This is a genomic window from Ruegeria lacuscaerulensis (assembly GCF_013031245.1).
Classification (GTDB): domain Bacteria; phylum Pseudomonadota; class Alphaproteobacteria; order Rhodobacterales; family Rhodobacteraceae; genus Ruegeria; species Ruegeria lacuscaerulensis_C.
In genome coordinates this window covers 209,801-236,542 of sequence record NZ_WPZL01000003.1, presented here as the reverse complement: position 1 = coordinate 236,542, position 26,742 = coordinate 209,801, and the positions used below count along the sequence as shown (strand labels likewise).

The window sequence follows — 26,742 nt, the reverse complement described above, 5'->3', positions numbered from 1 at the left end:
CTTCGCGCGAAGCCTACCTTTTTTCCAAAAAGGTACTGACGGATCGCGACTTCATGCCGTCGCGGAACCGTGAGAAAGAAAGATTCAGACCGCCCTCTGCCAGAGTGCGGTCGAACTGTTGAAGTTCGTAGTCGCCGGATTCCCCAATAAACAAGGAGAATACGGTCAAAGTCTCACCCTCGATCCGACCCCAGACAAACGGTTCGCCTTGCATCGGGTCTAACGGAACCTCATGTCCGAACACATTGCGCTTCATTGCGGCAGAGTACACATCTGACCGCTCAGTCGGTTTGAAATCTATCGAAAACTTCTGCTCCTTGACCCGGCCGTCACTCTTATAGGTTGTCGTCGACCAGCTGACATTGAAGCCATTCCTTATTTCATGGATGGAAACGCTCATGTCACGTGGTGTTTCAGTGCCATCATCCTCCACCAGGTTTGCGGAACCGACATAATCGCCGACAAAAGGAGCGATATTCCCCGCATAGGCGTGAAGGCTTGAAATTACGACAAGAAATAGAATGCCAATTGAAAATGCGGCAAATTTCAGGGGACGTGTCCAAACCAGTGTGCCCACCTTAACCTCCAATGCGGTATTCGTTTTTATTGTAGCCCAGTCACACGCGCGCACAATGCACTTCGCAAAAAAATGACGCACCCATCCGCCTATACCTTTGGTGGCCTTATGCTTATGGTGCGCTCAACTGGCCGATTGCACGATGACGCCGTCACGGGTAAACGGCATGCGACTGTATACAAGACGGAGTGACCGATGTCTCAGACCCGCACCGAATCCGACAGCTTTGGCCCGTTGGAAGTCCCTGCTGACAAGTATTGGGGCGCCCAGACACAGCGTTCGATCATGAACTTCCCCATTGGTTGGGAAAAACAACCTGTCGCCATCGTACGTGCGCTGGGCGTGATCAAAAAAGCTTGCGCCATTGAGAACAAGGCCATCGGCAAGCTGGACGCGAAAATCGCGGATGCGATTATTCAGGCCGCTGGCGAAGTGATCGAAGGTAAGCTGGACGACAACTTCCCTCTGGTTGTCTGGCAAACCGGATCGGGTACGCAGTCGAACATGAACTCGAACGAGGTCATCGCGAACCGCGCCATCGAGATTATGGGGGGTGTTATCGGCTCGAAAGACCCCGTACACCCGAACGACCACTGCAACATGGGTCAGTCGTCGAATGACACTTTCCCCACTGCCATGCATATCGCCACAGCGGTCAGCGTGCGCGACGTCCTGCTGCCCGGCCTGACCAAGCTGGCCGAGGGATTGGAAAAGAAGGCTGACGAGTTCGCGGGCATCATCAAAATTGGCCGAACCCATACACAAGACGCCACACCCCTGACGCTGGAACAGGAATTCGGCGCCTACGCCCATCAAATCCGCCAGGGCATTGCCCGGGTCGAAGCCGCAATGCCGGGCATATACGAACTGGCCCAAGGCGGCACCGCCGTTGGTACCGGCCTGAACACCCACCACGGTTGGGATGAGGCCGTGGCAGCCAACATGGCCGAGATCACCGGGCTGCCCTTTGTCACCGCGCCAAACAAGTTCGAAGCTTTGGCCGCCCATGATGCCATGGTGTTCCTGTCCGGCGCATTGGCGACCATCGCGGGGTCTTGTTACAAGATCGCCAACGATATCAGGTTGTTGGGCTCCGGACCGCGGTCGGGCCTGGGTGAGTTGATTCTGCCGGAAAACGAGCCCGGCTCGTCGATCATGCCCGGCAAAGTTAACCCGACACAGGCCGAAGCGCTGACACAGGTGGCCGCGCATGTGATGGGCAACGACGCCGCAATCAAGTTCGCGGGTTCGCAGGGGCATTTCCAGCTGAACGTCTACAATCCGATGATGTCCTACAACCTGCTGCAGTCCATTCAGCTGCTGGGCGACGCCACCGACAGCTTTACCGAACGGATGTTGCTGGGCATTCAGGCCAATGAGCCGCGAATTGACAAGCTGATGAAGGAATCGCTGATGCTTGTAACTGCGCTGGCGCCCACCATCGGATATGACAACGCCACCACCGTCGCCAAAACCGCCCACAAGAACGGCACGACTCTCAAGGAAGAAGCGATCGCATTGGGCTTTGTGGACGAGGAAACCTTTGAGGCGGTCGTCCGTCCGGAACATATGATCGGTCCCAAGGACAGATGAGCAAGCCGGTCAACCTGAACCGGTACAGAAAAGAAAAAGCGCGGGCCGAGAAAAAGGCCCGCGCGGACCAGAACGCTGTGAAATTCGGGCGCACTAAGGCCGAAAAATTCGAAGCCAAATTCGAGCGGGACAAGTTGAAGCGCGATTTAGATAATCGCGAGATTGAAGATTGAGTGGTCGCCCGATAAAGCGTTCCCTGACGCTGAAAGGGCATCGGACCTCGGTGTCGCTGGAGGATGATTTCTGGCGCGCCTTTCGGGAAATCGCACAATCCAAAGATATGCCAATCAACGCGTTAGCCTCCGAAATTGATGTTGCACGCGACCCCGAGGTCGGCCTCGCCTCGGCCATTCGGGTGTTTATTCTGAAGTGGTATCAGACTGAATACTGACCCCTTGCCTTGAATGTAGGTTAACCCGTATTCTGAGCAGGAACAAAAAGGGTACATTTGATGAGCAACACCATTCCCGGTCCCGACGGCAAACCGCGTTGCGCCTGGTGTCAGGCCGCGCCCGAGTTCTTTGACTACCACGATCAGGAATGGGGTTACCCGGTGGCCGACGATCAGCGCCTGTTCGAAAAACTGTGTCTGGAGAGTTTTCAGTCGGGTTTAAGCTGGCACACTATCCTGTCCAAGCGCGAGAACTTCAGGAAAGCCTTTAATCACTTCGATTTCAACGCAGTAGCCGCGTTTGATCAAGCCGACATTGAGCGGCTTTTGCAGGATGAAGGCATCGTGCGCCACCGTGGAAAAATCGAGGCCGTCATCAACAACGCCTGCCGCGCACAAGAGCTTGTCGCAGCCGAAGGGTCTCTGGCGGCTTATGTCTGGAGATTTGAGGCGGACAGCCCGCCGGAACCGCAGACCGCATCCACCTCGGAAGAATCTGTGGCCATGTCGAAGGACCTGAAAAAGCGTGGCTGGAAGTTTGTCGGCCCGACCACGGTGTTCGCGTTCATGCAGGCCATGGGCCTGGTGAATGATCACGCCGTCGGTTGCAGCATGCGCGAAAAAGCGGCGCAGTTGCGCCGCGAATTCACCAAGCCGGAATAGCGCCTCTTAAACCGAGGCGCGGAAGATTTTTTCGATGTTGCCACCCAGCGCGGCATTGAACTCGGCATCCGATTGCTGCTTGGACAGCCCCTCGGTCAGCGCGCGCGAGAAGGACGCAATCATTTTGCCATTTTGGTCCAGCAGATCGCAGGCCTGCTCGGTCGAATAGCCACCAGACAGCGCCACCACGCGCAGAACACGCGGGTGATCCGCAAGTTCGTCAAACAGATTAGCCTTGCTGGGAATGGTCAGTTTCAGCATGACGTCCTGTCCCTCATCCAGCTGGTCGAGGTTCTTCAGGATCTCGGCCTTCAGGATGTCCTCAGCCTCAACCTTGGTGGCGGAGTTGATGTTGACCTCGGGCTCGACAATCGGAACCATGCCCGCCGCGACGACCTCACGGGCGACATCGAACTGTTGAGCAACAACGGCGGCGATACCTTCAGCGTTTGCCTCATGGATCACCGAACGTTCCTTAGTGCCGAAAACGCCATCCGCCTTGGCCAGAGTGTCAGCGAGGCCCGGGATCGGCTTCATCATCTGAACGCCATTGGCCTGATCTTCCAAGCCTTTATCGATTTTCAGGAAGGGTACGATGCCCTTGACGGACCAAAGGTAATCCGCAACCTTGCGACCATCGATCTGTTCTCCAAGTGTGCGTTCGAACAGGATCGCGCCGATCACTTTGGCCTTGGTGAAATCGTCGGCCAGAATGATACGCGCACGCATCTTCTGGATCTCGCCGAACATCTCCTCGTCCGAGTTGTAATCCGACTCCTCAACGCCATAAAGAGCAAGCGCTTTGGGCGTCGAGCCGCCGCTTTGATCCAGTGCTGCAATGAAACCCGCGCCGTTGGACATCTGCTCGCGCTGTTCTGCTTTGGACATAAGACTTTCCCATTCAACAATGATTCCGCAATTTCCAATCGCATACAGCAAGGCGAAGGGCGATGGTAGGTTGTTAGCGCTCAACAACGCGCAACCAGATGCCGTCCCTGGACCGGACCGTCAAATGCGCCACTGGTACCGGCACCTGACCCTCTACAAGCTGAAATCTGTAGTTTTTCAGCAGCATAGAAAGCAGGAGTGGCCCTTCGACCATGGCAAACCCTGCTCCGGTACACACACGTGGGCCAGTGGAAAACGGGATATAGGCCTGCCGTTGGCAGGTTTTCCCGTTCTCGGTACTCCAACGTTCGGGGTCGAATTCATCCGGTCGATCCCAAAGACGCTCGTGGCGGTGCAGGTGCCAGGGGCTGACGACAATCTGCGAGCCCTTGGGAATGCCCCTGCCCCGGAACGTTTCCGGACAGGTTGCCTCCCGAACCATCATAGGCACCGGAGGATACAGGCGCAGAGCCTCGCGGAACACGTCACGGCTAAACTTAAGTTTGGAAACCGTCGCAAAGCTGGGGTCGGCGAGACCTTGCGCTTCAGATGCGATCTTGTCCTGCCATTCGGGATACAAGGCAATCAGGTACAACGTCCAGGCCAGAGCTGACGCGCTGGTTTCATGGCCAGCGAGGAAAAAGATGGCAACCTGATCCACCATCTCTTGCGTGTCGAAACAGCGCCCTGTTTCGGGATCCCGGGTCGTCATAATTTTGGTGGCCAGATCGTCAGGTGCCCGCCCCAATGCAATCAACTCCGCACGTTCAGCAGTCAGTCGCGCGATCAATGCCCTGATGTCCTTCGCGTTCCTTTGGGTGTTTCGGGAATGCAGGCGTGGCACCCAGCGTGGCACGGGCACGAACGCCGCCAGATTCAGCAACGGTTGTTGGCGCTGGAACGACCTGAATTTCTCGAACACCTGAGCGGCCACTTCATTCTCGATCGGGACCGAGAACAAAGTCCGGAAAATCACATCTGCTGCCGCGTGGCTGGTGAGTTCTTCACACTCGATATCTGTCCCGGTGTGAGCACGCAGCCTTTCAACGCAGGCCTTGGCCGCATCCAGCATGGCGGGATATGTGGATTTCAGACGCCCCCCTTCGAAGGCTGGATCAATGATCCTGCGCTGCCGCTTCCAGGTTTCACCATTGGTCAAAAAGACCGAGTCCCCGAGTAACGGGCGTAGCCCTTCGCTGATACGGCCGGATTTTGGAAAATCGTCCGAGCGTTGTTTAAGAACAGTATCAACAAGTTCCGGCTGGTTGATCATGTAAGACCGGAAGAACGGCGTGCGAAATTCGGCCATCCAGGCTCGGTACAGACGTTGCGGCTGAGCAGAAAGTAAATCTTTGCGGAACAGTTTCAAATACCGCCACAGAGACACTTTATCCGGGCGGGGTGTCGGCTTTGGCGGGATCATGTCTGCACCGACCTGTATTTCGAGACAGGTGTTTCGATGCGGGACTTTGACGGAGCGCGCCCTGCGAAACGTTGGCCCAATGTCTGAGGCCCGGCCGTAACGCGGAAATAATCGTAACCACCCGGTCGGTCAAACGCGCAAAGATATTGGAAATGAAGCCGGAAAAAGCGCCAGCGCAGCTCCTGCCAGCGATCAGAAGACAGGGTTTGGGTAAAGGCGGCAGACAGGACCAAAGGCCAGCGCGTTTCGTCAGTAGCAACGCCGGAGACTGCAACCGGGTCACATAACGCAAACGCACACCCATCCCCCGGTGCGGATACATCGACCCAGGTGAGGTCGGTACGTTCAGAAAGAAACTGCAAATCTTTGCGCAAACCCTTAGCCCTGGGCAGGAACGACACCATGGGCACCACCTGCCCCAATGTCAAAAAAGACAGTTTTGGACCGGTTCCCACAAGCGCGTCTGCGCGGAGTACATCAGCCAGAACAGTGACACCCAGATGTGCACCCGAGGAATGCCCAACCACCAATACCTCGTCCACATCCGTCTCAAGAGACTGTCTGATTTGAGCGGTGAACTCGGACAGCCGCGCTTGTAGTTCGGTTGAAAGGGCGCCGTGAAACGCGGCGGTGTAAGCGTAGTCGTGCATCAGGTAGTAGACAAACAGGCGGTTGTCGATCTTTCGAAACCAATACAGCAAGGCGTATACGGCGGCCACTGCCGGCATCAGCGCCAACCAGATCACGATTGGCCACAGTATTGCTGCTATCGCCCAGCCGATTGCCAACGCGACGGCAAGCTGAACAACCAGCATTCCGACCGGATAGAGTGCCGCGATCACAGGGCCCTTGCGCAGTCTCATCAGGCGCCAAAGGGTCCCTGTGCCAATATAGATCCATGCCGTGCGGATGAACTGAACATAGGTCGCGGCGATCGAATTCGACATACTATCGCGCACGATGTCCGACCAGACCAAAACATCGATATCCGCCTCAACCTCAGCCCCGTCCTGACACGACCGAACGCACCACCCGTACGGTCCGTCACCCGTTTTGGGCGAAATCGAAATCTCATACCCCGAGATTTCGGCCTGAGCCTGGCTTTCCTTGCGATACAACTCACGATACCGCCGGGGGTGAATCGGATCATAGCCGGGAATGTAAAACACCCGACGCCTGCGCACCTGCGGCTGATTTGTGTGACTGCTCATAGCCTTACCTTCTGCCGCGCAGGTTAGCGCAGCCTTACCCTCATGGTAAGTCCGATCGTCACATCATCCGAAATTTGCAAGCGCGGGGAAGGTTTCCAGCAGCCACCAGCTGAACTCGGTGAACAGACCAGTAATCAGCATGATCCCTACGAACAGCAGCAGACCGCCCATGACCTTTTCGATCATTCCCATATGCGGCTTGATGCGGTTCATGACAGACATCGACCGGTTCAGGAACATCGCTGCCAGCAGGAACGGAATCCCAAGACCCGCTGCGTACACGCCCAGCAACAAGGTGCCACGCGCCACCGAGGCCTCTGACGCGGCCAACGACAGGATCGCACCCAACTGAGGACCGATGCATGGCGTCCAGCCGAATGCGAAGGCCAGACCAAGGATATAGGCTCCGAAAACCGACCCGCCGGAATCCCCCGCATCGATGCGTGCCTCGCGATCAAGGAAAGGAATGCGGAACACGTTCAGAAAATGCAGTCCGAAGACGATAACGACAGCGCCGGACAGTTTCGCAAACAGTACCTGGTTTGTAAGCACAAACGCACCAAACGCCGAGGCTGTGAACCCAAGCAACAAGAACACGGTCGAAAGGCCCAGAACGAAAAACAGCGCCGACAAAGTCGCCTTTCGTCGCGCCTGTGCCTCATCCTGCATCTCGTTTATCGTTACGCCGCTCATATAAGCCAGATAGGGTGGAACGATAGGCAGCACGCAGGGCGACAAAAAGCTGATCAACCCGCCGAGCATCGCGACGAACATGGCAGGCAGCAGGCCCGCGTCTATGATTTCTATTCCGAACATGGATCAGCACATATGGTATCAAGCCCGCCGCGTCACCGGGCCATTCGGTCACATCCTCGTGCTTGCACGCTGGACACTGCGTAAAAGTGGAAATATCTGACCTTTATGTCAAATCCCACCGAAACGCTCGATGCTTTGGGCCTGCTATGCCCTCTCCCCGTGCTGAAAGCCAGAAAACGTCTTAATTCCATGCCCCAAGGGGCAGTCTTGCGCGTGTTGGCCGATGATCCCGCGGCGATTATCGATGTTCCACATTTCTGTGCTGAAAGCGGACACAGCTTGCTGTCACAAGAGGACGCGGACGGGCATCAGATCTACGTCATTCAGAAATCAGGCTGAGTTGAGATCACTCACGACAAAAGAAAAGGCGGGCCCGGAGCCCGCCTTTCTTATTACTGGCCCAATGACCACCAGCCGCGCCTCTTGGGCTTATCCGGCTTGCTGGGTTGCTCGGGTTCATCTGAAACCACTTCCAAGACGGGCTCGGGCGATTCTTCGACCGGTGTTTCCGGCGTCGGCTCCAAGGATTCCGCCGCTACCGGCTCATTGGCTTCATCCGCTACAGGCTCGGTGACCTCTTCTGTGGTAACCTCAGTCGCTTCCTCTGCTACTGGCTCGATCTCGACCTCAACAGCTGGTTCTGCCTCCTCCTCAACGCCTTCGCTGGTCTGTTCCGGAGTGGCTTGCGGCTCAGCTTCAGAAGCTTCCTCACCAGAGGCAACGACATCGGTTTGCTCAATCGGGTCGGCGACCCTGGCTTCCACTTCGGCGGTGTTTTCTTCAGCCGCTTCAACCGGTTCGGTGTCCTTCTTCTTGCGGCGCGGAGCACGGCGGCGTTTGGGCTTTTCTTCTTTCTCGGCGTCTTCGGCTTCAGGTTCCGATGTGGACTCCTCGACCGATTCACGGGCGGCTGCCTCGTCGTTCTCGGCTTCGACCTCCGGCGTCTCACCAGATCCGCCGCTTTTTTTGCGGCGACGACGGCGGCGTTTACGCTTGGGCTTGGTCTCTTCTTCGGCCTGGACCGTTTCCTCCTCGACCGCGTCTTCCTCGTCCGCGTCCACCAGATCCATCAAGGTCGCATCCACCGATACGACCGGTGCGGTGGGCTCGGGTACAAACCGGCTGGCGGTCTTGAACTTCTCCATCGAGAAATCGGGGCTGACCAGATGGACATCGCCTTCAACGCGCACCGACAATCCATAGCGCGCCTCGATCTGGGCGATGTGTTCGCGTTTCTGGTTCATCAGGAAGTTGGCAATGCTGACCGGGCAGCGCACCAGAACCTCGCGTGAACGGCGGCGCGTACCCTCTTCCTCGATCTGACGCAGGATGGTCAGCGCCATGTTGTCGTCCGAGCGGATCAGGCCGGTGCCATGGCAGGACGGGCACGGTTGCGTGGTTGCCTCCAACATACCAGGGCGCAGACGCTGACGGCTCATCTCCATCAGGCCAAAGCCGGAAATCCGGCCGACCTGAATACGTGCACGGTCGGTTTTCAGCTTTTCTTTCAGGCGTTTTTCGACGGCCGAGTTGTTCTTGCGCTCATCCATATCGATGAAGTCGATGACAATCAGACCAGCCAGGTCGCGCAGACGCAATTGCCGCGCAACCTCCTCGGCGGCTTCAAGATTGGTCTTAAGCGCCGTGTCCTCGATCGAGCCCTCCTTGGTGGCCCGGCCCGAGTTCACATCAATCGCTACAAGCGCTTCAGTCACGCCGATTACAATATACCCGCCGGACCTCAACTGAACGGTCGGGTTGAACATCCCCGTCAGGTAGCTTTCGACTTGATACCGCGCGAACAGAGGCAATGCGTCCTCATACCGTTTCACGTTTTTGGCGTGGGACGGCATGATCATCTTCATGAAGTCCTTGGCGATGCGGTATCCGCCGTCACCTTCGACGAGAACTTCGTCGATTTCGCGGTTATAGAGATCGCGGATCGAGCGTTTAATCAGGTCGCCTTCTTCATAAATCTTCGCGGGTGCAATGGACTGCAATGTCAGTTCGCGAATCTGCTCCCACATGCGCTGCAGGTATTCATAATCACGTTTGATTTCGGATTTGGTACGCTTGGCACCCGCTGTCCGGATGATCAGACCTGCACCGGTCGGCACGTCAATGTCCGCCGCGATTTCTTTCAGTTTCTTGCGGTCTGGTGCATTGGTGATCTTGCGGCTGATCCCACCGCCCCGAGCGGTGTTGGGCATCAAGACACAGTAGCGACCAGCAAGCGACAGGTATGTGGTCAGAGCGGCGCCCTTGTTGCCGCGCTCTTCTTTGACAACCTGCACCAGCAGAACCTGACGTACCTTGATGACTTCCTGGATCTTGTACCGACGCGGACGCGGCTTGCGCGGCGGACGAATGTCCTCGCTGTCATCCTCATCAGCAACGGATTCAATCGTGTCATCCTTGGCAGACGCATCTGCGCGGGCTTCGGTTTCGTCCGAGTCCCGAGCGTCGTCTTTGCGTTTTTCGTCCTCAGCCTCGGCAGCTTCCTGAGTTTCCTCAGTGGCCTCAGCATCAGTTGCATCCGTAGCTTCCGCAACGGCTTCACCTTCGGCAACGTCTTCCTCAGAGGCAACTGCTTCTGGCTCGGTCTCTGCCGTTTCTTCCTGGTCCGAAGCCTCTACGGTCTCAACCTCGACCGATTCATCAGCCTCCTGCTGAATACCTTCAGCAGCACCCTCTGTCCGTTCAGGCGCATCGGCTTCATCACCAGGCTCTTCGACTGGTGTCTCAGCGACGAGTTCCACCGGCGAGGTGCCTTCGGGAACCGACATATCGGCGCCCTCTTCACCTTCGTCCAGGTCAATCGTCTCCATCCCTGTGGGTTCGGACGAAACCTCGATACTTTCGACTACGTCGTCTGACTTCACGTCTGCAGCCTTGGTCCGCGACCGGGACCGGCGTTTCTTGGGTTTGGCCTCTTCGGCTTCGTCCCGCGCCTTCATCGCCTCGGCATAAGCACGCTCTTCTTCCATGAGCGCTTCGCGGTCGGCGACGGGGATCTGGTAGTAATCCGGGTGAATCTCGGAAAACGCCAGGAAGCCGTGCCGGTTCCCGCCGTAGTCCACAAATGCCGCCTGCAGAGACGGCTCAACCCGCGTTACTTTTGCCAGATAGATGTTGCCAGCAAGCTGGCGTTTGTTTTCGGATTCAAAGTCAAACTCCTCGACCTTGTTTCCGTCGACCACCACGACGCGGGTTTCCTCCGCGTGGGTGGCATCGATAAGCATTTTCTTAGCCATGTGTCCTTGGTGCACCGCGCCAAACGCGTTGTCCTTACCCGTCCGGGGGGACAGGCGCTTTTGGGGTGGTGTCTTGTCAGGGCGATATCGGACGGCGCGCGGCAGGGTCTGGCGCTGTGGCCCCCTGCCCGTATACTCAGTCGTTGCGCGCGCGTCATCGCGGTTCTTCTCCGACAGGTGCGGTCGTCCGCTACCTGCCCATTTTTTCCTTTCGCCCGCATTTGCGGGCTCAGGCGTTCAACTGCCCCTGTCGGGGCTCAATCGGTCTGCTTCGCCGTGTGGGATAGGTCACCACCTGCGGCGTTGCAGCGAAACTCAAAGATTCGGGGCTTATGGACGTAAAAAACGGCCCGGCCCGTCCGGTTACAATAAAAGCAGTCCTGTGGAAAAGACAATGGGCAAACTGCACCGCTACAGCCGAAGGCCGCGCGGAAACCCGTTAACGGGTCAAAAATACCCTGTGAATAAAGCGATAAGGGGCAAATCGTCCGATGGACGACTTGCACCACAATCGGGCGGAGCCCCTGTTACAGATAGTCCGAGCGCTGAAGACCGTATTTGGCCATCTTCTCGTTCAACGTCCGGCGCGGCAGGCACAGCTCTTCCATGACCGACGCGATCGAGCCCTTATGCCGGCGCATCGTATTGTCGATCAGCATACGTTCAAATGCCTCGACATATTCCTTGAGCGGTTTGCCCTCGGTTGTCATCACAGGCTGCATTTCTTCGTGATCCGACATCAACAACGACGCAATCGTGCCGGAGCCGCGACGAGACTGCAGCACCGCGCGCTCCGCGATGTTGATCAACTGACGCACATTGCCCGGCCACGGCGCCTGCAGCAACTGTGCGGCCTCTTGCGCGCTGACCTGTGGGGCTTCGCAGCCATATTCTTCGGCGAACTGTTCGCTGAGACGGGTGAACAGCGTCAGGATATCCTCTCCTCGCTGTCGCAGCGGCGGCATAGTGATCCGCAACGCTGCTAAACGATAGAACAGATCCGGACGCAGGACATCTTCGCTGGTCTTCCCGGCCTCTTGCAGGTTGGAGATGGCGACGATCCGCGTTTCGGCAGGTGTGCCCTGATCATTCATGACGCTCAACAGGCGGGCTTGCAACGTGTCGCTCAGTGCTTCGACATCTTCCAGAACCAGTGTTCCGCCACGCGCCTCTTCGATAGCTGGCAACTGCGCATCTTCGGGCATCATTGGGCCGAACAGACGTTTCGAAAGCGCCTCTTCTTCCAGTGCGGCACAGGAAACCAGCACGAATTTCTTACCCGCCCGGCTTCCTACGGCATGCAATGCATGGGCCACAAGAGTTTTACCGGTTCCGGTCTCGCCGTCGATCAACACGTGGCCGTCGGCCTGGCCCAGATCCAGAATGTCCTCGCGCAGACGTTCCATAACCGGGCTGGCACCGATCAGCTTGTTCATGATCTGAGTGCCGCCGGACAACTCACGCCGAAGCGCCCGGTTGTCCAGCGTCAGACGACGCGCGTTGCTGGCGCGCTTGGCCAGTTCGGACATCCGATCCGGGTTAAACGGTTTTTCAAGGAAATCGAACGCGCCGACCCGCATGGCCTCGACGGCCATGGGCACATCGCCGTGGCCCGTGATCATGATGACCGGCAGTGTGCTGTCGGCCCCCATCAGCTTTTTCAGCAGCTGAATGCCATCCATCCCCGGCATTTTAATGTCTGAAATCACAATGCCCGGATATTCAGGGCCCAGCACCTTCAGCGCATCCTCGGCGCTGGAAAAGGTCTCGGTGTCGTATCCAGACAGCGCCAGCCATTGGCTGATCGACTGGCGCATGTCCTGTTCGTCATCCACAATGGCGATTTTCATGGCCTGTGCCATAGTAATTCCTCGTTATTCAGCGGCCTCAAGGCCGTCGCTTCCCAGTATCGGCAGTTGCATCTCAAACACCGCACCGCCGTGTTGGCTATTGCGTGCTGTCAGCCGTCCACCATGGTCGTTCACGATACCCGATGAGATGGCAAGCCCCAAACCGACGCCGTCTCCGGGCTGCTTGGTGGTGTAAAAGGGTTCGAACAGGTTCTCGATATCCTCGATCCCGTGCCCATTGTCGCGCACGGTCAACACAGCCATATCGCCCGCCGCCAAGATGATTTCCACATCCGGGTCTGACACTGATTTGGTAGCGTCCAGCGCATTACGCAAGAGGTTGACCATCACTTGTTCGATCCGCATCCGGTCCCCCATCACCACAACCGGCTCTTCCGGCAGGATTTGAGTGATCTTTACGTGGCGCTGACGTAGTTGCGGCTCCATCATTGACAGGGCCATTCCAAGCGCTTCCCCAAGATTTACAGGAGAAAACGCGTCAGCGCCCTTGCGCGCGTAGGACTTGAGCTGCCGCGTGATCGCACCCATTCGTTCGATCAGACCGTCGATGCGGCCAAAGCTGGCAAGCGCTTCTTCGGGGCGGTTTCTGCGCAGCAAAAGACGGGCCCCGGCCAGATAGGTTTTCATCGCAGCCAGTGGTTGATTCAACTCGTGGCTGACAGCGGCAGACATCTCACCCAAAGCCGCCAGTTTCGAGCTTTGGGCCAACGTCTGCTCAGCAACTTCCAGCGTCTTTTCAACCCTTTCCCGCTCAGCGATTTCCCGCTGTAGCCTTGCATTCAATGCGCGAAGCTCTGCCGACTCGCGCTGGAACAAGGTCATCCGCAAGGTGGCCCTGCGGCTGAGCGCATAAAAGGCCAACGCCAGAAGAATCGCAAATCCCATGATTTCGAGCGCAATGACGCTGTTCACCTTTTCCCTGATCGACGCATAGGTGGTGAACGAGGTCATCGTCCAACCCCGGAATGGAATACGCGTTTCCATCCGCATCACAGCCTCACCCTGCAGATACGCGTCCGGCGGCAATGCGGTCCAGTCAGTCGTAGCGCGGATCGCGCGCTGAATTGCGCCTTCGGGTGGTTGGCGCAGCATGGCGGCACCTTCTTCCAGGCCTCGCCACTGGGGTTCCGTCGACAGAATGATTGTACCGGTGCTGTCCGCCACTATGACAGCATCCGAAATCCCTGCCCAAGCTCGCTCGAACTTCTGTAGATCGACTTCAACGACAATGACGCCCAGGATATCCGACGAGGCTTCGATACGCCGCGAATAGATAAAGCTGTAGCCGCCGGATTCCTTCTCGATCACCGTGAAGATTGTCGAATTTGAACGGATAGCATCCACAAAATAGTGCGAACTCCGGTGAGCTTCGCCCAAACGGTTCCGGTCCGTCGCGGCGACCGAACGGCCGTCGCTGTCCAACAACATTAGCGAGGCTGCCCCGATCTCTTCTACGAAAGAGATCAGACGCTGTGTGGACAAAGTGAAGTCGCTGGATTGAAGCGCGGAAATCAGCGTGGGGTCGCGCGCCAGAAGTTGTGGAACAATCGCGTTGCGGCGCAATTCGCTAAGAAGGTTGCCTGAATACAGCGCAAGGCGCAGCTCCGCCCTGTTTCGGGTCGACTCGGTGAACCGGTCCGTCAGTAAACGGTTTGTGATCCAAACCGTCGCAACGGTTGCCATCAACAGGACCAGCACAGCCACACGCAGCTGCCACCCAAGGGGTGCGCCGCGAAACGGTTTTGTCAGAATGGACCAGCCAGAGCGAATGTCGGAACTCATCCCCGAAATTTACGCCGCTGTGGTTTCAACCTCAAGTCACGCGGGCGCGAGCACACCGGACAATGCGCGGAACAATGCCGTCCCATCGGTTCCACCGTGACCTTCGTCCGCCGCACGCTCGGGATGCGGCATCATACCCAGAACGCGGCGGTTCTCAGACAGGATACCGGCGATGTCGCCAACTGAACCGTTGGGATTCTCGGTATAGGTGAACGCGATGCGATCCTGATCCCGCAATGCGGACAAAGTGGAGTCATCCGCGAAATAGTTTCCGTCATGGTGTGCAATCGGAATACCGATCACGTCGCCCGCATTGTAGCCTTCGGTAAAGGCGCTGTCGCTGGTTTCGACCTTCAGCCCCACAGTGCGGCAAATATATTTCAGACCAGCGTTTCGCAGCAGCGCACCCGGCAGGATGCCGGTTTCGGTCAGAATCTGGAAACCGTTGCAGATCCCTACGGCGTAGCCACCACGCTGGGTATGATCGACGACTGCCTTACAGATCGGCGATTGCGCAGCGATTGCACCGCAACGCAGGTAGTCCCCGTACGAGAACCCGCCCGGAACGCCGACGATATCGATGCCTTCGGGCAGTGCGGCGTCCTTGTGCCAGACCATATCGACCTGAAAACCAGCCTGTTCAAAGGCAACGGCTAGATCCCGGTCACAGTTTGAACCTGGGAAAACGATGACAGCTGCGCGCATGGCGGGCCCTCCAGAAATTAGGTTCAGACCAGTTCGATTTCGTAGCGCTCGATGACCGTGTTAGCCAACAGCTTTTCGCACATCTCGGTGATATCCGCCTCGGTCGCGCCCTCGGCAAGTTCAAGGTCGATAACCTTGCCCTGACGCACGCCTTCGACCTGATCAAAGCCCATGGCGCCCAACGCGTGACGCACTGCCTCACCCTGCGGGTCCAGAACCCCATTCTTGAGCATCACATGCACCCGTGCTTTCATTCTCGCAACTCCAGCTGAGGGCCTTGGTTTCCGGCCCGTTCCGTTGGGCGGGGGATAACGTGCCTAAAGGCGTTCGACAACCCTTGTCAGCTTACAGTTTGCCGCAGGGCAAAACGTTCAGCTACCGCCCGACAATCCCGGGTAATGAGCGTCAATGGCGTGGAAGGTCCCGGTCAGTACCATTTCCACCGCCACAGCCACCAGAATAATCGCCATGACACGCGTGATCACGTTGATCATGGTCGGCCCGAAAAACCGGGAAATCGGGTCTGCAAACAGCAACCCAAGCCCGACAATCGCGCAGGCTATCAACACTGCGGAACCCAATGTCACTATTTCAGCCCCGTCCGAAAGCGTATGTGCAAACACGATTGTAGTGGCGATCGTTCCCGGTCCGATGGTCAGGGGAATCGCAAGCGGAACGACCGCGATGTTGCTTTTCTTTCTTTCACCCTCTTCAACCGCCTTTTGATCCCCCTGCGGCCTGTCCGAAGCATTCAGCATCGACATGCCCACCCCCAGAATGATCAGCCCGCCAGCAATGCGAAAGGACGGAATGTCGATGCCGAAGACTGCCAGTATTTCTTCTCCGACCAGTACCGCGATCAAAGCCACGATTACGACCGTTCCAGTGACGATCAGAGCGATGCGCTTACGTTCCGAAGTGGAACACCCATCGGTCATGCTCAGAAAGATCGGGATGCCGTAAAGCGGATTGAAAATCGCCAGCAACGCCGCGAGAAATTTCAGAAAAACCGCCTGATCGAACAATTCGGCCATGTCGGGAATACCCTTGGTAGAATCTGAACCGACAATGCGGGACGAGCGGCGGCACTGTCAAACCGCCAAAATAAAAGAAAAAAGCGCTGTCTTCGGAAAACAGCGCTTTTAACAGATGCTTTCGACGACGAACGGCTTAGTTGATCAGCGTCGGTTTGGTGACGTTGCTTTTAGGCAGGACGCCCAGACGCCGTGCAACCTCGGAATAGGCATCGGCCAGATTGCCCAGATCACGGCGGAATACATCCTTGTCCAGCTTTTGGCCGGTCTCGATATCCCAAAGGCGGCAGCTGTCGGGACTGATCTCGTCAGCCACGATAAGACGCTGGAAATCACCCTCGTAGACGCGGCCGATCTCAATCTTGAAATCAACCAGTCGGATACCCACGGCCAGCATCACGCCGCTCATGAAGTCATTGACGCGCAATGCCAGGCTGAGGATGTCGTCCATGTCCTGCTGGCTGGCCCAACCAAAGGCGGCGATATGCTCTTCGGTCACCAAAGGATCGCCAAGTGCATCGTCCTTGTAGCAGTATTCCACAATCGGACGGGGTAGTTGCGTGCCCTCGGCAATGCCCAGACGTTTGGACATCGAACCGGCGGCATAGTTGCGCACGATCACTTCCAGAGGAATGATCTCACAGCTGCGAACCAGTTGTTCGCGCATGTTCAGACGGCGGATGAAATGGGTCGGCACGCCAATCTGAGTAAGGCCGTTCATGAAAAACTCGCTCAGGCGGTTGTTCAGCACGCCCTTGCCATCAATCACGTCCTTTTTCTCGGCGTTGAACGCGGTGGCGTCATCCTTGAAATACTGCACGATGGTCCCGGGTTCGGGGCCTTCGTACAGAATCTTGGCCTTGCCTTCGTAGATTTTCTTGCGACGCGCCATAAGCGACCCTTCCAGTCTGTTGAGAGGGAATGACTCCCTTCACGTTGGCGCCGTCATAGTGCAAGCCCCACTTTCCCGCAAGTTCACTGGCCCGAGAGGCTTTGACGCAGCGCAATTCCCTTGCGAACGGGTTCAGGTATAGTCATATCATCAGGAAAGAAGTTGTAATCCAAGAGGTCCCCAACCAATGACCACATTTGACGAGCGTGAAGCCGCGTTTGAGAACAAGTTCGCGCATGACGAGAAGATGCAATTTATTGCCCGGATGCGCCGAAACCGGTTTATGGCCGTTTGGGCCTCGACCCTGAAGGGCGAGACCGTTGAAAAAGCCCGCGCTTACGGTCAGGAACTGGTTCACACCGACTTGCAGAATGTCAGTGAGGATGACGTCGTGGAAGCTGTAAAGGGGTACCTGGGCGACTTGGCCGGCGAAACGAAGATACGCGAAAAGATGGCGGAATTGCTGATCGAAGCCAAAGAGCAGGTTATGGCAGAGGCCGAAATCTAAAACCTGATATGCAAGGCTCATGATCTTCATGAGTTATATGAGTTTGATTTGACGTCCCGGTCGTGACAAACGGGGCGTCTCTTCTTTTTCTCTTTTGGCCATATGCGCCATTTTTCGGAACATCCCAATGACAAACGCACTGAGCAAGCTTCTGGAAACTACCGACGCGATTTTGGCGGATGGGGCAACCGGCACCAATCTGTTCAACATGGGTCTGCAATCCGGCGATGCCCCCGAACTTTGGAATGTGGACGAACCCGACAAGATTCGCGCGCTGTACCAGGGCTCGGTGGACGCGGGCAGTGACCTGTTTCTGACCAACACTTTTGGCGGAACTGCTGCACGACTGAAGCTGCATGACGCACAGAACCGGGTTGGTGAGTTGAACCGCATAGGCGCCCAGCTCGGTCGTGAAGTAGCAGACAAAGCCGGGCGCACCGTGGTTGTGGCTGGCTCGGTCGGTCCAACGGGAGAGATCATGGAACCCGTCGGCAGCCTGTCCCATTCAGAAGCGGTTGAAATGTTCCACGAGCAGGCCGACGCCCTCAAGGCAGGTGGTGCCGATGTTCTGTGGCTGGAGACTATCAGCGCGCCGGAAGAGTTCCGTGCAGCGGCCGAGGCGTTTGCCCTTGCCGACATGCCGTGGTGCGGCACCATGAGTTTTGACACGGCCGGGCGCACGATGATGGGCGTGACTTCGGCCGATCTGGCGCAACTGGTTGAGACCTTGCCCAACCCTCCCATCGCTTTCGGAGCCAATTGCGGAACCGGCGCATCGGATATTTTGCGCACCGTGCTTGGTTTTGTAGCGCAAGGGACGGAACGGCCCGTGATCTCAAAAGGTAACGCGGGCATCCCGAAATATGTAGACGGTCACATCCACTATGACGGAACGCCTGAACTGATGGGCGACTACGCCGCCATGGCACGGAATGCAGGAGCCACGATTATTGGCGGCTGCTGCGGGACCATGCCTGCGCACCTTCGAAAGATGCGCGAAGCATTGGATAGCACAACGCGCGGGTCGCGCCCCACGTTAGAGCAGATCACGGATGCACTGGGGCCGTTTTCGTCCGCCTCGGATGGCACTGGTGATGATGCCGCGGCGCCAGAGCGGCGCACACGCCGCCGTCGTCGCGCTTAACGTCCTTAGCGCCCCTCGAATTTCGGGGGGCGTTTTTCCATAAAGGCGACCACGCCTTCGGCAAAATCGCGTGATCGTCCGCATTCCCCTTGCAAATGGGCCTCGATCGCCAGTTGCTGAGGCAGCGTTTTTTCATAGGTTCCCCGAATGGCCTGTTTGATCGCCCCGAACCCGGCGGTGGGACCTTTGGCCAGATACTCGGCCCGCTTACGCCAGTGCGCTTCGAATTCGTCGTCGGCAACGGCTTCCCAAATCAGGCCCCATTCATCCGCCTGCCGCGCGCTGATCTTGTCAGCGAACAGCGCTGCCCCCATGGCCTTCGCAAACCCCATCTGACGCGGCATGAACCACGTGCCGCCCGCATCCGGCAAAAGGCCAATCCGGGCAAAGGCCTGAAGGAAATAGGCGCTCTCGGTCGCAATCACGACATCAGCACACAAAGCCAGATTCGCCCCTGCCCCGGCTGCGGGGCCGTTCACGGCCGCGATGGTGGGAACCGGGCAGTCGTAAATCGTTTCCAGCATCGGCTCGTATTCGTCGCGCAGTGTCCGCTCGAGGTCGACCTTTCCGGTGCTGGAGGCATCGCCCAAATCCTGCCCCGAGCAAAACGACCCGCCCGCGCCTGTCAGAACGACCACCCGGGCATGACGAGCGGCGTGTTTCATTGCATGGGTCACCTCGGCCCGCATCTGCGCTGTCATCGCGTTCATTTTGTCTGGCCGGTTCAGGGTAAGAACCGCCAGATCGTCCGTGATATCCAACAGGACCGTTTCGTATTCCATGAAATCCTCCCAGGGGCCCGAGCTTTGGAGAACCCTGACCTAATTGATGTGGAAGGAAAAGATGAACCCTGGGTCAGTCTTCCAGAATTTTGCGCAACCGTTCTTTCTCGGCCTCACTCAGGGCTTCGTTTTCGCCAGAGGCTTGTACCCGTGAGCGTTTTCGCAGGAAACTCCAGCCCATTGCAGCCGCAATCAGCAGCATGATCGGCCCTGCCAGCCACAGCATCAGGTTCGAACCCGTCGTGGTTGGCTTCAGCAAAACGTACTCACCGTAACGGTCCACGATAAACGCAATCGCCTCTTTGTCTGTATCACCGGCCACAAGCCGTTCGCGCAACAGCAAGCGCAGGTCGCGGGCAAGCTCTGCGTTGCTCTCGTCGATACTTTCGTTACGGCAAACCAGACAACGCAACCCGGTGCTGAGATCGCGGGCCCGCTGTTCGAGTACCGGATCGTCCAGCACCTCATCCGGCTGTACGGCCAAGATGGGTGACGCCAGAAGCATCAGGATTAGAATCAGACGTTTCATTCCGCAGGTACTCCTCCTGACGGAGCCTTACGCGCGCCTGCCGCGACCCGGAACCTGCGGTCCGACAGGCTGAGCAGACCACCCAGAGACATCAGGATACACCCACCCCAGATCCAGTTCGCAAGGGGTTTGATATAGGTCCGCATGACCCAGCCTCCATCGGCTTGCTGATCACCGATGACCACATAAAGATCACGCAGGAACCGATAGTCGATTGCAGCCTCTGTTGTTGGCATACGTGCCACCGGGTAGTCGCGTTTTTCGGGGTGCAGAGTTCCAATGGCCCGCCCGTCCTTTTCGATTAAGACGTCGGCCATTGTTGAGAAATAGTTGGGACCCTGTACGCGCTTGACATCTTCCAGTGTCAGCGTGAACTGACCGACCTGGAACGGCTGACCGGGTTGCGCGACGCGGATGTCCTCAACCTCCCACGCGGTCAGGCCGGCAATCGCAAACATGGTCACACCCAGACCGGTATGGGCCACGGCTTTGCCCCAATCTGCACCAGGCAGACGGAACAGTCGCTTGATATTGCCTTTGCGGCCTGTCCGGCTCCACAGGTCCACCGCAGCCCCAAATGTGACCCAGGCACCCAGGAACAGCCCGACCGGACCCAGTGCGCTGCGTCCCGTCTGCATAACCCAGACCAACAGGGCCAGCGCAATGGCCAAGACAAATGCGTAGCGCAGGGAATAGGCCGTTTTACCCAGCCTGCCCCGCTTCCATGGCAGCATCGACCCGACTGGCAACGCAATTCCCAACGCGACCATGAACGGCGTAAATGCAGAGTTGAAGAACGGTGCGCCGACCGAGAGTTTCCGGTCAAAAGCCATCTCGGCCACCATCGGCCAAAGCGTACCAAAAAATACGACAAAACAGCTTACTGCCAGCAGAATATTGTTCAGAATCAGAGCACTTTCGCGGCTGACCATGCCAAAGACACCTTTGGCCTCCATCGCCTGCGCACGGGCGGCAAACAGCGTCAGCGCCCCGCCGATGAAGATAACCAGTATGAACAGGATGAACACGCCCCTCTCGGGGTCGTTGGCGAAGGCGTGAACAGAGGTCAGCAATCCCGACCGCACAATGAACGTACCGATCAGAGAGAACCCGAACGCAATGATCGCCAGCAAAATGGTCCAGCTTTTCAGCGACTCACGCTTTTCTACCACAATGGCAGAATGCAGCAGCGCGGCAGCCAGCAACCAGGGCATGAACGAGGCATTTTCGACCGGATCCCAGAACCAGAATCCGCCCCAGCCAAGTTCGTAATACGCCCACCACGAACCCAGTGCGATACCGATGGTCAGGAAAATCCACGCAGCAAGAGTCCAGGGACGTACCCACCGGCCCCAGGCCGCATCGATTCGCCCTTCTATCAGGGCGGCGACGGCAAAGCTGAAGGCCATGCTCAGGCCCACATAGCCCAGATACAGAAACGGCGGATGGAAGGCCAATCCGGGGTCCTGCAACAGCGGATTCAGGTCGCGCCCGTCAAAGGGTACCACGATCAACCGGTCAAACGGGTTCGAGGTGAACAGGATGAACGCAAAGAACGCCACCGCAATTGCAGCCTGAACCGACAAAACCCGCGCTTTCAATGTCGGCGGAAGGCCACCACCAAATACCGCAGCCATGGCTCCGAACAAGGCGACAATGAGCACCCACAGCAACATGGACCCTTCGTGGTTGCCCCAGGTGCCGCTGATTTTGTACAGCATCGGTTTGGCCGAATGACTGTTCTCAACCACGATCCGCAGCGAGAAGTCCGAGGTCACGAACGCCCAGACCAACGCGCCGAAAGAAAACGCGACCAAGAGAAACTGAACGATCGCCGCAGGTTCGGCAAAGGTCATCCACCGGGTCCATCGTTTGGCAGCTCCGATCAAAGGAACCACCGACTGCACGATAGCAACCAGGAAAGCGAGTATCAGGGCAAAGTGGCCAAGTTCTGTAAACATGGCCCCGGATATAATCCCGTTGCGAGGCAAGCACCAATCACTTTCACCCCTTCGGGACGAGCATAGTGTCGCGGGTCAGATCACGCGTTTGCGCCGCCAATCCTCAAGGGCGGGATTGTCATCCGGACGGCGCGAAACTTCGGCCAGTCGTGCATCGGTGCCCGGATCCGCGCTTCCGACACGTTCGGTACGCAGGGTTTTCCGCGCCTCGAGATTTGCAAGAACTTCGGGCATTCGTCGCATACCGGCAGAAATCTCTCTTTGCAGGTCCTGCACCTTCGCCTGATGGCGCGCGCCAAAATAGAAAGACACGATTACCCCCAGCAACCACCACAAAGGCTCGGGCACCAGCGCGATGCCCTGCATCCGGGCGGCAAACCACAGAGGATCTACCATGGCGGCAATGAACAGACCCAGCGTACCAAGCGCCATGGCCGGTCGCGGCAGACGGTTGAGTCCATCCATAAACCGATCAAATGCGCTTTTTGTTGAAACCTGAAACTCCGCCCCAAACTGCACCATCGCCTGTTGCTGTAAGGCGAGGTTGCGTTGTGCGCCGTTCTCGGCATTTTCCCGAAATATTTCAGCGGTTTCGCGCACGACATTTCGCCCGCCGCCAAACAGAAACGTCAATACGTCCGAGATCAATCCCATCCTGCAACCCTTGTTTGAAAATCCGCATCGCTAAGGTGATAGGCCGGTGAGACAAATTCCTCGGCCCGTCGTATCCATCCGCCTTTCTTTCCGGCCTGTGTTCGAGCATATTTTCTAGAAGCGGGCCTCAGATCGGCCAGACGGAAATAATAATTTCGTCGCGCCACCCCGTAAGCATCCCTTAGGGCCACCGGTTCCGGTGGAGCAGCGTCTTGGCACGCCTTCGCTGTTTTCGGCCCGATGAGTCCGTCAACAACAATCCCATATCCCATGTCACGTAGAAGGTGCTGAAGAATCTTCACAGCCTGAACACCGGCATTGACGTACATGTCAAAAACAGACGCCTGCAGAACCTGCGTCAGCAATCCTAACCGTGGCAACTCAAAATAGTGCCGCACAAACAAATCCACCGCCTGCGACTCACTCAGCATCCGCACATCTGCGCCGTCGATTGATCCGTCGCCCGAAAGGTCGAGACCAAGTCGGCGCATCGTGTGAATGGTCACACCATATTTGGTCGCACCACCGGGATCGTCCGGATCGTCAACGAAACCGCCTTCGCGCGCCACTATCTCAGCGGCTATTTGTCGAACCGTCCGCATCGTACCCTCCGCATTTGTTGGCACAAACGCTGGAGCGATTTCGTTAATTCCGGGCAATTAGAAAGGGCGCTGCCTGCTCGTCACACGCAACGCCCGTTTCGGATACCTTGTCTGGCTCAGCTTAACTGTCGCCTGCGTCCTGATAAACGCCCTGTTCCTTCAAGGCATCCACAACTTCTTTCGGCATATATGTTTCATCGTGTTTCGCAAGAATTTCAGTGGCTTCGAAGACACCATTCACGTAAGAACCTGTCCCCACCATACCCTGATTTTCGGCAAACAGGTCAGGCAGCACTCCTGTAAATGCGACAGGAACGCTTTCGCCGCCATCGGTTACAACAAAGTGCACCGTCTCGCCTTGACCGCGAATGATCGAACCCTCTTCGACCAGACCACCGATCCGAAACACTTCGGTCGGTTTGGGCGGTTCAGCAATCACCTGGCTGGGCGAGCGGAAAAAGTTAATCCCGTCCCGCATCGCATACCCAATCAACACCGTCGACAAAACCAAGGCGACAACGGCCAGCAGAATGACTTGTACACGACGGCGTTTTTTAAGCGTTTTCATCTTATCCTCACGGGAACAACGGAGCCATCATCAGCCCCGCGGTTTCAGTTTCACCTAACATCAGGTTGGCGTTCTGCAAGGCTTGCCCGCTGCTACCTTTTGTCAGGTTATCCAAAGCACCGATCACGATGGCGCGACGTTCGATCCTGTCGCCGACGACACCGATATGGCAGAAATTCGAGCCCCGCACATGGTGCGTAGACGGGGTTTCGCCGAAAGGCAGCATCTGAATAAACGGTTCGTTTTCATAGACATTGACCAGAGTCTCATACACACTGGTCGGATCGCCTTTGACGTAGGTTGTCGCCAGGATGCCCCGGTTGGCCGGGATCAGGTGCGGCGTAAACTGCACGTGCACTTTGCGCCCGGCCAATGCCGAGAATTCCTGATCAAACTCGCCCAGATGTCTGTGCGTTCCACCTACCGCATAGGCATTGTATCCCTCGCTGAGTTCCGCATGCAGCAGGTTTTCTTTCAATGCGCGCCCTGCCCCGGACACCGCGCACTTCAGGTCCAGCACGATGTCGTCCAGATCAATGACCCCCGCTTGGATCAGAGGACGCAGAACATATTGTCCAGTCGCTGCGTTGCAGCCGGTCCCTGCGACCAGCCTCGCATTGCGAATGTCATCTCGGTAAAATTCAGTCAGGCCGTAGACGGCTTCTTCCTGCTGTTCCAGCGCGGAATGCGGATTGCCATACCACTTTTCATACTCGTCCGCATCGCGCAGCCGGAAGTCAGCTGACAAGTCAATGATTTTCAGGTTTTTCGGCAGGTCCCGAATGACCTCCTGGCTTGTCTTATGCGGCAGCGCGCAAAAGCACAGGTCGATTTGCGAGAAATCAATCTCAGAGATCTTACACAGGTCCGGCAGGTTCATGTGACGCAGATGAGGGAAAACCTGCGCCATCGACTGGCCTGCCTTGCGCTCGGCGGCCAGAGCGGCAATTTCCAGGTTCGGGTGTTCGGCGATCAGCCTCACCAGTTCGGCACCAGTATAGCCGGAAGCGCCCAAAATTGCGATTTTATGGGTCATGTCAGACCTCTTGTTTCAGTGTGTCACATATCACGACCGCCAATGCGACGGCCTTCGAATAAAGGATAAAGTACGTCGGCGTCCTTGACCTAAGTCAGGCAGCTTCGAACGTGATCTGTCGTCGGAGGAACTGGGTCGCCCGGTCACTGACAAACCGCGGCTTGCCCGTGGTCAGAAATCCACCCCTGGCCTCGCCATTCATGTTTGGGTGGCGCTGCAGGTAATCCGCCAGGCTTTCCGCGACCAAGTCACCCTGGCTGAACACCTGAACATCCGGGCCAAGCGCCTGCTGGAAGGTTTCCGCCATCAGAGGGTAATGGGTGCAGCCCAAAATTGCCGCTTGCGGTTCCGGCATCTTGCGTTTCAATGCGTCCACATGGCTGCGCACCAGCGCCTCGGCCAGAATCATGTCACCGTCTTCGATCGCATCGACAACGCCGCCACAGGACTGTGCCTCGACATCGACACCTATGGCTCGAAATGCCAGTTCGCGCTGAAATGCCCGACTGGACACCGTTGCAGGTGTGGCAAACAGCGCCACATGCTTGACCGCAACCTCACGCGGTGGGCTGTTGTCGCCCCATTGCCGTTCGGTCAGTGCTTCGATCAGCGGCACAAAGACACCCAGAACACGCTTGCCCTCGGGCACGCCTTCCTCCTGCATCCGGCGCAGAGCCGCGGCGCTGGCGGTATTGCAGGCCAGAATCACCAGATCGCAACCCCGGTTCCACAGGTCATTCACGGCGCCGCGTGTCAGTTCATAAATATTCTCGGAATCGCGCACCCCGTAAGGCGCATGTGCGCTGTCCGCAAAATACAGGAAATCCACGTCCGGCAGACGTTTCTGCGCGGCGTCCAGAACGGTCAGACCGCCCAAACCAGAATCAAAAATGCCTACTGCCATTTGTCCCTTCAGGCGCGATGCCGTTCCTCGAATTCATAGCCGTAGTCATACGACTTCAGCGGCTTAGGTGACAGCTCATACGTCGCTTTGCGCAAGAAATCCATCGTCTTGCGCGTGTCTTTGCCCAATGGGTCCAGAACATCGCGGCCAATGGGTTCACCAATGACCACTTTGACCGGCGTATCGACCCGTTTTTTGAACTCTTTGATCAGCAATCCCATACGCAGCGTATTGTGCAGATGACTGGCAATCTGGAACAGGCGCGAGGTGTGGCCGTCAAAGAAAACCGGAACAACAGAGGCGTTCGATTTGGCAACCATTCTTGCCGTAAACCCGCGCCAGCCCGGATCCATCGGGTGCGAGAAGGGTTTAACACCGGTACTGACCGTGCCGCCTGGGAATATTCCTATGGCACCACCCTCACCCAGATAATTCAGCGCCGTTTTCCGAGTTTCCAGGTTCTGTTTCATTGCCTCTTTCGTCTCATCGAACGAAATCGGCAGAATGACTCGGCTCAAGTCTTCGGCCTTGCGGAAAACATGGTTTGCCAGAATGCGGAAATCCCCCCGCGTCCGGGACAACATGTGCCCCATCATCATCCCGTCCAAAATGCCATAGGGGTGGTTGGCGATCAGGATCAGCGGCCCGGTTCGCGGAATACTCGTCAGAGAGCCACCGACGACATCCAGCGACAACCCATACCGTTCCACCATAACCGACCAGAAATCACGCCCGTTGGCGACCTCTTTCTCATACCCATCAGCACGTTTAATCAGGCGCAAACGCCCGGTCGTATTCTCGATCAGTTTGATAACCATGCGTCCGCCTTTGGTTTCGGCGGAATAGGCATAGGAAATGTCACGAGCGACATGGCGGCGCGAGGGCATTCGAGTCTCCGGTTTTGTGCCTGCAAAATAGATGCAGGCGACAATTTTGCCTAGATATCGTGACAAA

General features: G+C 57.2%; 28 protein-coding genes. 7 read left to right on the top strand and 21 right to left on the bottom strand.

Features of this window, described 5'->3' with window-relative positions; genetic code table 11:
* Positions 1-13: 13 nt before the first annotated feature.
* Complete coding sequence (locus GOX66_RS05825; RefSeq protein WP_419555541.1) at positions 14-577, bottom strand: hypothetical protein; 564 nt, start codon at positions 575-577, stop codon at positions 14-16.
* A gap of 195 nt (positions 578-772) precedes the next feature.
* Between GOX66_RS05825 and fumC the strand changes: the two genes are divergently transcribed.
* The 4 genes from fumC to GOX66_RS05805 are packed head-to-tail and all read left to right on the top strand — an operon-like array spanning position 773 to position 3,224.
* Positions 773-2,170, top strand: coding sequence for a class II fumarate hydratase (gene fumC, locus GOX66_RS05820; RefSeq protein WP_170760524.1), 1,398 nt, complete (start codon positions 773-775; stop codon positions 2,168-2,170).
* Positions 2,167-2,343: a DUF4169 family protein gene (locus tag GOX66_RS05815; protein ID WP_170760522.1), complete on the top strand. Its 177-nt coding sequence runs from the start codon at positions 2,167-2,169 to the stop codon at positions 2,341-2,343. The genes fumC and GOX66_RS05815 overlap by 4 nt, the downstream gene beginning before the upstream one ends.
* A complete protein-coding gene (locus tag GOX66_RS05810) occupies positions 2,340-2,561 on the top strand; it encodes a ribbon-helix-helix domain-containing protein (protein ID WP_170760520.1) in 222 nt (73 codons plus the stop codon). The genes GOX66_RS05815 and GOX66_RS05810 overlap by 4 nt, the downstream gene beginning before the upstream one ends.
* A 60-nt stretch (positions 2,562-2,621) precedes the next feature.
* Complete coding sequence (locus GOX66_RS05805; RefSeq protein ID WP_170760518.1) at positions 2,622-3,224, top strand: DNA-3-methyladenine glycosylase I; 603 nt, start codon at positions 2,622-2,624, stop codon at positions 3,222-3,224.
* 6 nt (positions 3,225-3,230) lie between these two features.
* Here the strand turns inward: GOX66_RS05805 and GOX66_RS05800 are convergent, their stop codons facing one another.
* The 4 genes from GOX66_RS05800 to GOX66_RS05785 all read right to left on the bottom strand — a co-directional run bounded on the left by GOX66_RS05800 (position 3,231) and on the right by GOX66_RS05785 (position 7,562).
* A complete protein-coding gene (locus GOX66_RS05800) occupies positions 3,231-4,112 on the bottom strand; it encodes a fructose bisphosphate aldolase (protein ID WP_170760516.1) in 882 nt (293 codons plus the stop codon).
* Between the two features lie 73 nt (positions 4,113-4,185).
* Complete coding sequence (locus GOX66_RS05795; RefSeq protein ID WP_170760514.1) at positions 4,186-5,535, bottom strand: cytochrome P450; 1,350 nt, start codon at positions 5,533-5,535, stop codon at positions 4,186-4,188.
* Positions 5,532-6,746 (bottom strand): hypothetical protein, encoded by a 1,215-nt coding sequence (locus tag GOX66_RS05790; protein WP_170760512.1) that lies wholly within the window; start codon positions 6,744-6,746, stop codon positions 5,532-5,534. The genes GOX66_RS05795 and GOX66_RS05790 overlap by 4 nt, the downstream gene beginning before the upstream one ends.
* 63 nt (positions 6,747-6,809) lie before the next feature.
* On the bottom strand, positions 6,810-7,562 hold the full coding sequence (locus GOX66_RS05785; RefSeq protein ID WP_170760510.1) for a cytochrome c biogenesis CcdA family protein: 753 nt from the start codon (positions 7,560-7,562) through the stop codon (positions 6,810-6,812).
* Positions 7,563-7,667: 105 nt separating this feature from the next.
* On the opposite strand from GOX66_RS05785, the gene GOX66_RS05780 reads away from it, so the two are divergent.
* A complete protein-coding gene (locus GOX66_RS05780) occupies positions 7,668-7,901 on the top strand; it encodes a sulfurtransferase TusA family protein (protein WP_170760508.1) in 234 nt (77 codons plus the stop codon).
* 53 nt (positions 7,902-7,954) lie between these two features.
* On the opposite strand, the gene GOX66_RS05775 is transcribed toward GOX66_RS05780, so the two are convergent.
* From GOX66_RS05775 to purC, 7 genes are all read right to left on the bottom strand, one after another.
* Complete coding sequence (locus tag GOX66_RS05775; RefSeq protein ID WP_170760506.1) at positions 7,955-10,816, bottom strand: Rne/Rng family ribonuclease; 2,862 nt, start codon at positions 10,814-10,816, stop codon at positions 7,955-7,957.
* 527 nt (positions 10,817-11,343) lie between these two features.
* Entirely contained in the window at positions 11,344-12,678 is a 1,335-nt protein-coding gene (locus GOX66_RS05770; protein ID WP_170760504.1) for a sigma-54-dependent transcriptional regulator, read from the bottom strand.
* 12 nt (positions 12,679-12,690) lie between these two features.
* Positions 12,691-14,370 carry a sensor histidine kinase gene (locus GOX66_RS05765; RefSeq protein WP_419555544.1) on the bottom strand — a complete coding sequence of 560 codons (1,680 nt, stop codon included), beginning with the start codon at positions 14,368-14,370 and terminating at the stop codon, positions 12,691-12,693.
* 135 nt (positions 14,371-14,505) lie between these two features.
* On the bottom strand, positions 14,506-15,174 hold the full coding sequence (purQ, locus tag GOX66_RS05760; protein ID WP_170760500.1) for a phosphoribosylformylglycinamidine synthase subunit PurQ: 669 nt from the start codon (positions 15,172-15,174) through the stop codon (positions 14,506-14,508).
* Between the two features lie 23 nt (positions 15,175-15,197).
* On the bottom strand, positions 15,198-15,428 hold the full coding sequence (purS, locus tag GOX66_RS05755) for a phosphoribosylformylglycinamidine synthase subunit PurS (RefSeq protein WP_109311572.1): 231 nt from the start codon (positions 15,426-15,428) through the stop codon (positions 15,198-15,200).
* A gap of 117 nt (positions 15,429-15,545) precedes the next feature.
* Positions 15,546-16,208, bottom strand: coding sequence for a MarC family protein (locus tag GOX66_RS05750; RefSeq protein WP_170760498.1), 663 nt, complete (start codon positions 16,206-16,208; stop codon positions 15,546-15,548).
* Between the two features lie 136 nt (positions 16,209-16,344).
* On the bottom strand, positions 16,345-17,100 hold the full coding sequence (gene purC, locus GOX66_RS05745; protein ID WP_170760496.1) for a phosphoribosylaminoimidazolesuccinocarboxamide synthase: 756 nt from the start codon (positions 17,098-17,100) through the stop codon (positions 16,345-16,347).
* A 187-nt stretch (positions 17,101-17,287) separates the two neighbouring features.
* Here purC and GOX66_RS05740 point away from each other — a divergent pair, with 187 nt between their 5' ends.
* Both GOX66_RS05740 and bmt read left to right on the top strand, forming a co-directional pair.
* Positions 17,288-17,608, top strand: a complete 321-nt coding sequence (locus tag GOX66_RS05740; RefSeq protein WP_170760494.1) for a DUF1476 domain-containing protein — start codon at positions 17,288-17,290, stop codon at positions 17,606-17,608.
* A gap of 127 nt (positions 17,609-17,735) precedes the next feature.
* Entirely contained in the window at positions 17,736-18,752 is a 1,017-nt protein-coding gene (gene bmt, locus GOX66_RS05735; protein WP_170760492.1) for a betaine--homocysteine S-methyltransferase, read from the top strand.
* Positions 18,753-18,757: 5 nt separating this feature from the next.
* Here bmt and GOX66_RS05730 read toward each other — a convergent pair whose 3' ends face one another.
* From GOX66_RS05730 to GOX66_RS05690, 9 genes are all read right to left on the bottom strand, one after another.
* Positions 18,758-19,534, bottom strand: a complete 777-nt coding sequence (locus GOX66_RS05730; protein ID WP_170760490.1) for an enoyl-CoA hydratase-related protein — start codon at positions 19,532-19,534, stop codon at positions 18,758-18,760.
* Positions 19,535-19,607: 73 nt separating this feature from the next.
* Entirely contained in the window at positions 19,608-20,063 is a 456-nt protein-coding gene (locus GOX66_RS05725) for a cytochrome c-type biogenesis protein (RefSeq protein WP_170760489.1), read from the bottom strand.
* A complete protein-coding gene (locus tag GOX66_RS05720; RefSeq protein WP_170760487.1) occupies positions 20,060-22,024 on the bottom strand; it encodes a heme lyase CcmF/NrfE family subunit in 1,965 nt (654 codons plus the stop codon). Before GOX66_RS05720 ends, GOX66_RS05725 begins: the two co-directional genes overlap by 4 nt.
* A 75-nt stretch (positions 22,025-22,099) precedes the next feature.
* Entirely contained in the window at positions 22,100-22,678 is a 579-nt protein-coding gene (locus tag GOX66_RS05715) for a holin family protein (RefSeq protein ID WP_170760485.1), read from the bottom strand.
* Positions 22,669-23,280 (bottom strand): holin-associated N-acetylmuramidase, encoded by a 612-nt coding sequence (locus GOX66_RS05710; RefSeq protein ID WP_170760483.1) that lies wholly within the window; start codon positions 23,278-23,280, stop codon positions 22,669-22,671. Before GOX66_RS05710 ends, GOX66_RS05715 begins: the two co-directional genes overlap by 10 nt.
* 121 nt (positions 23,281-23,401) lie before the next feature.
* Positions 23,402-23,848, bottom strand: a complete 447-nt coding sequence (gene ccmE / locus GOX66_RS05705) for a cytochrome c maturation protein CcmE (RefSeq protein ID WP_170760481.1) — start codon at positions 23,846-23,848, stop codon at positions 23,402-23,404.
* A 7-nt stretch (positions 23,849-23,855) separates the two neighbouring features.
* Positions 23,856-24,884: an N-acetyl-gamma-glutamyl-phosphate reductase gene (gene argC / locus GOX66_RS05700; RefSeq protein ID WP_170760479.1), complete on the bottom strand. Its 1,029-nt coding sequence runs from the start codon at positions 24,882-24,884 to the stop codon at positions 23,856-23,858.
* 94 nt (positions 24,885-24,978) lie between these two features.
* Entirely contained in the window at positions 24,979-25,788 is an 810-nt protein-coding gene (gene murI / locus GOX66_RS05695) for a glutamate racemase (protein ID WP_170760477.1), read from the bottom strand.
* A gap of 8 nt (positions 25,789-25,796) precedes the next feature.
* The gene (locus tag GOX66_RS05690) at positions 25,797-26,675 is read right to left on the bottom strand and encodes a lysophospholipid acyltransferase family protein (RefSeq protein ID WP_170760475.1); all 879 of its coding nucleotides are present in this window, start codon (positions 26,673-26,675) and stop codon (positions 25,797-25,799) included.
* Between the last annotated feature and the right edge of the window lie 67 nt (positions 26,676-26,742).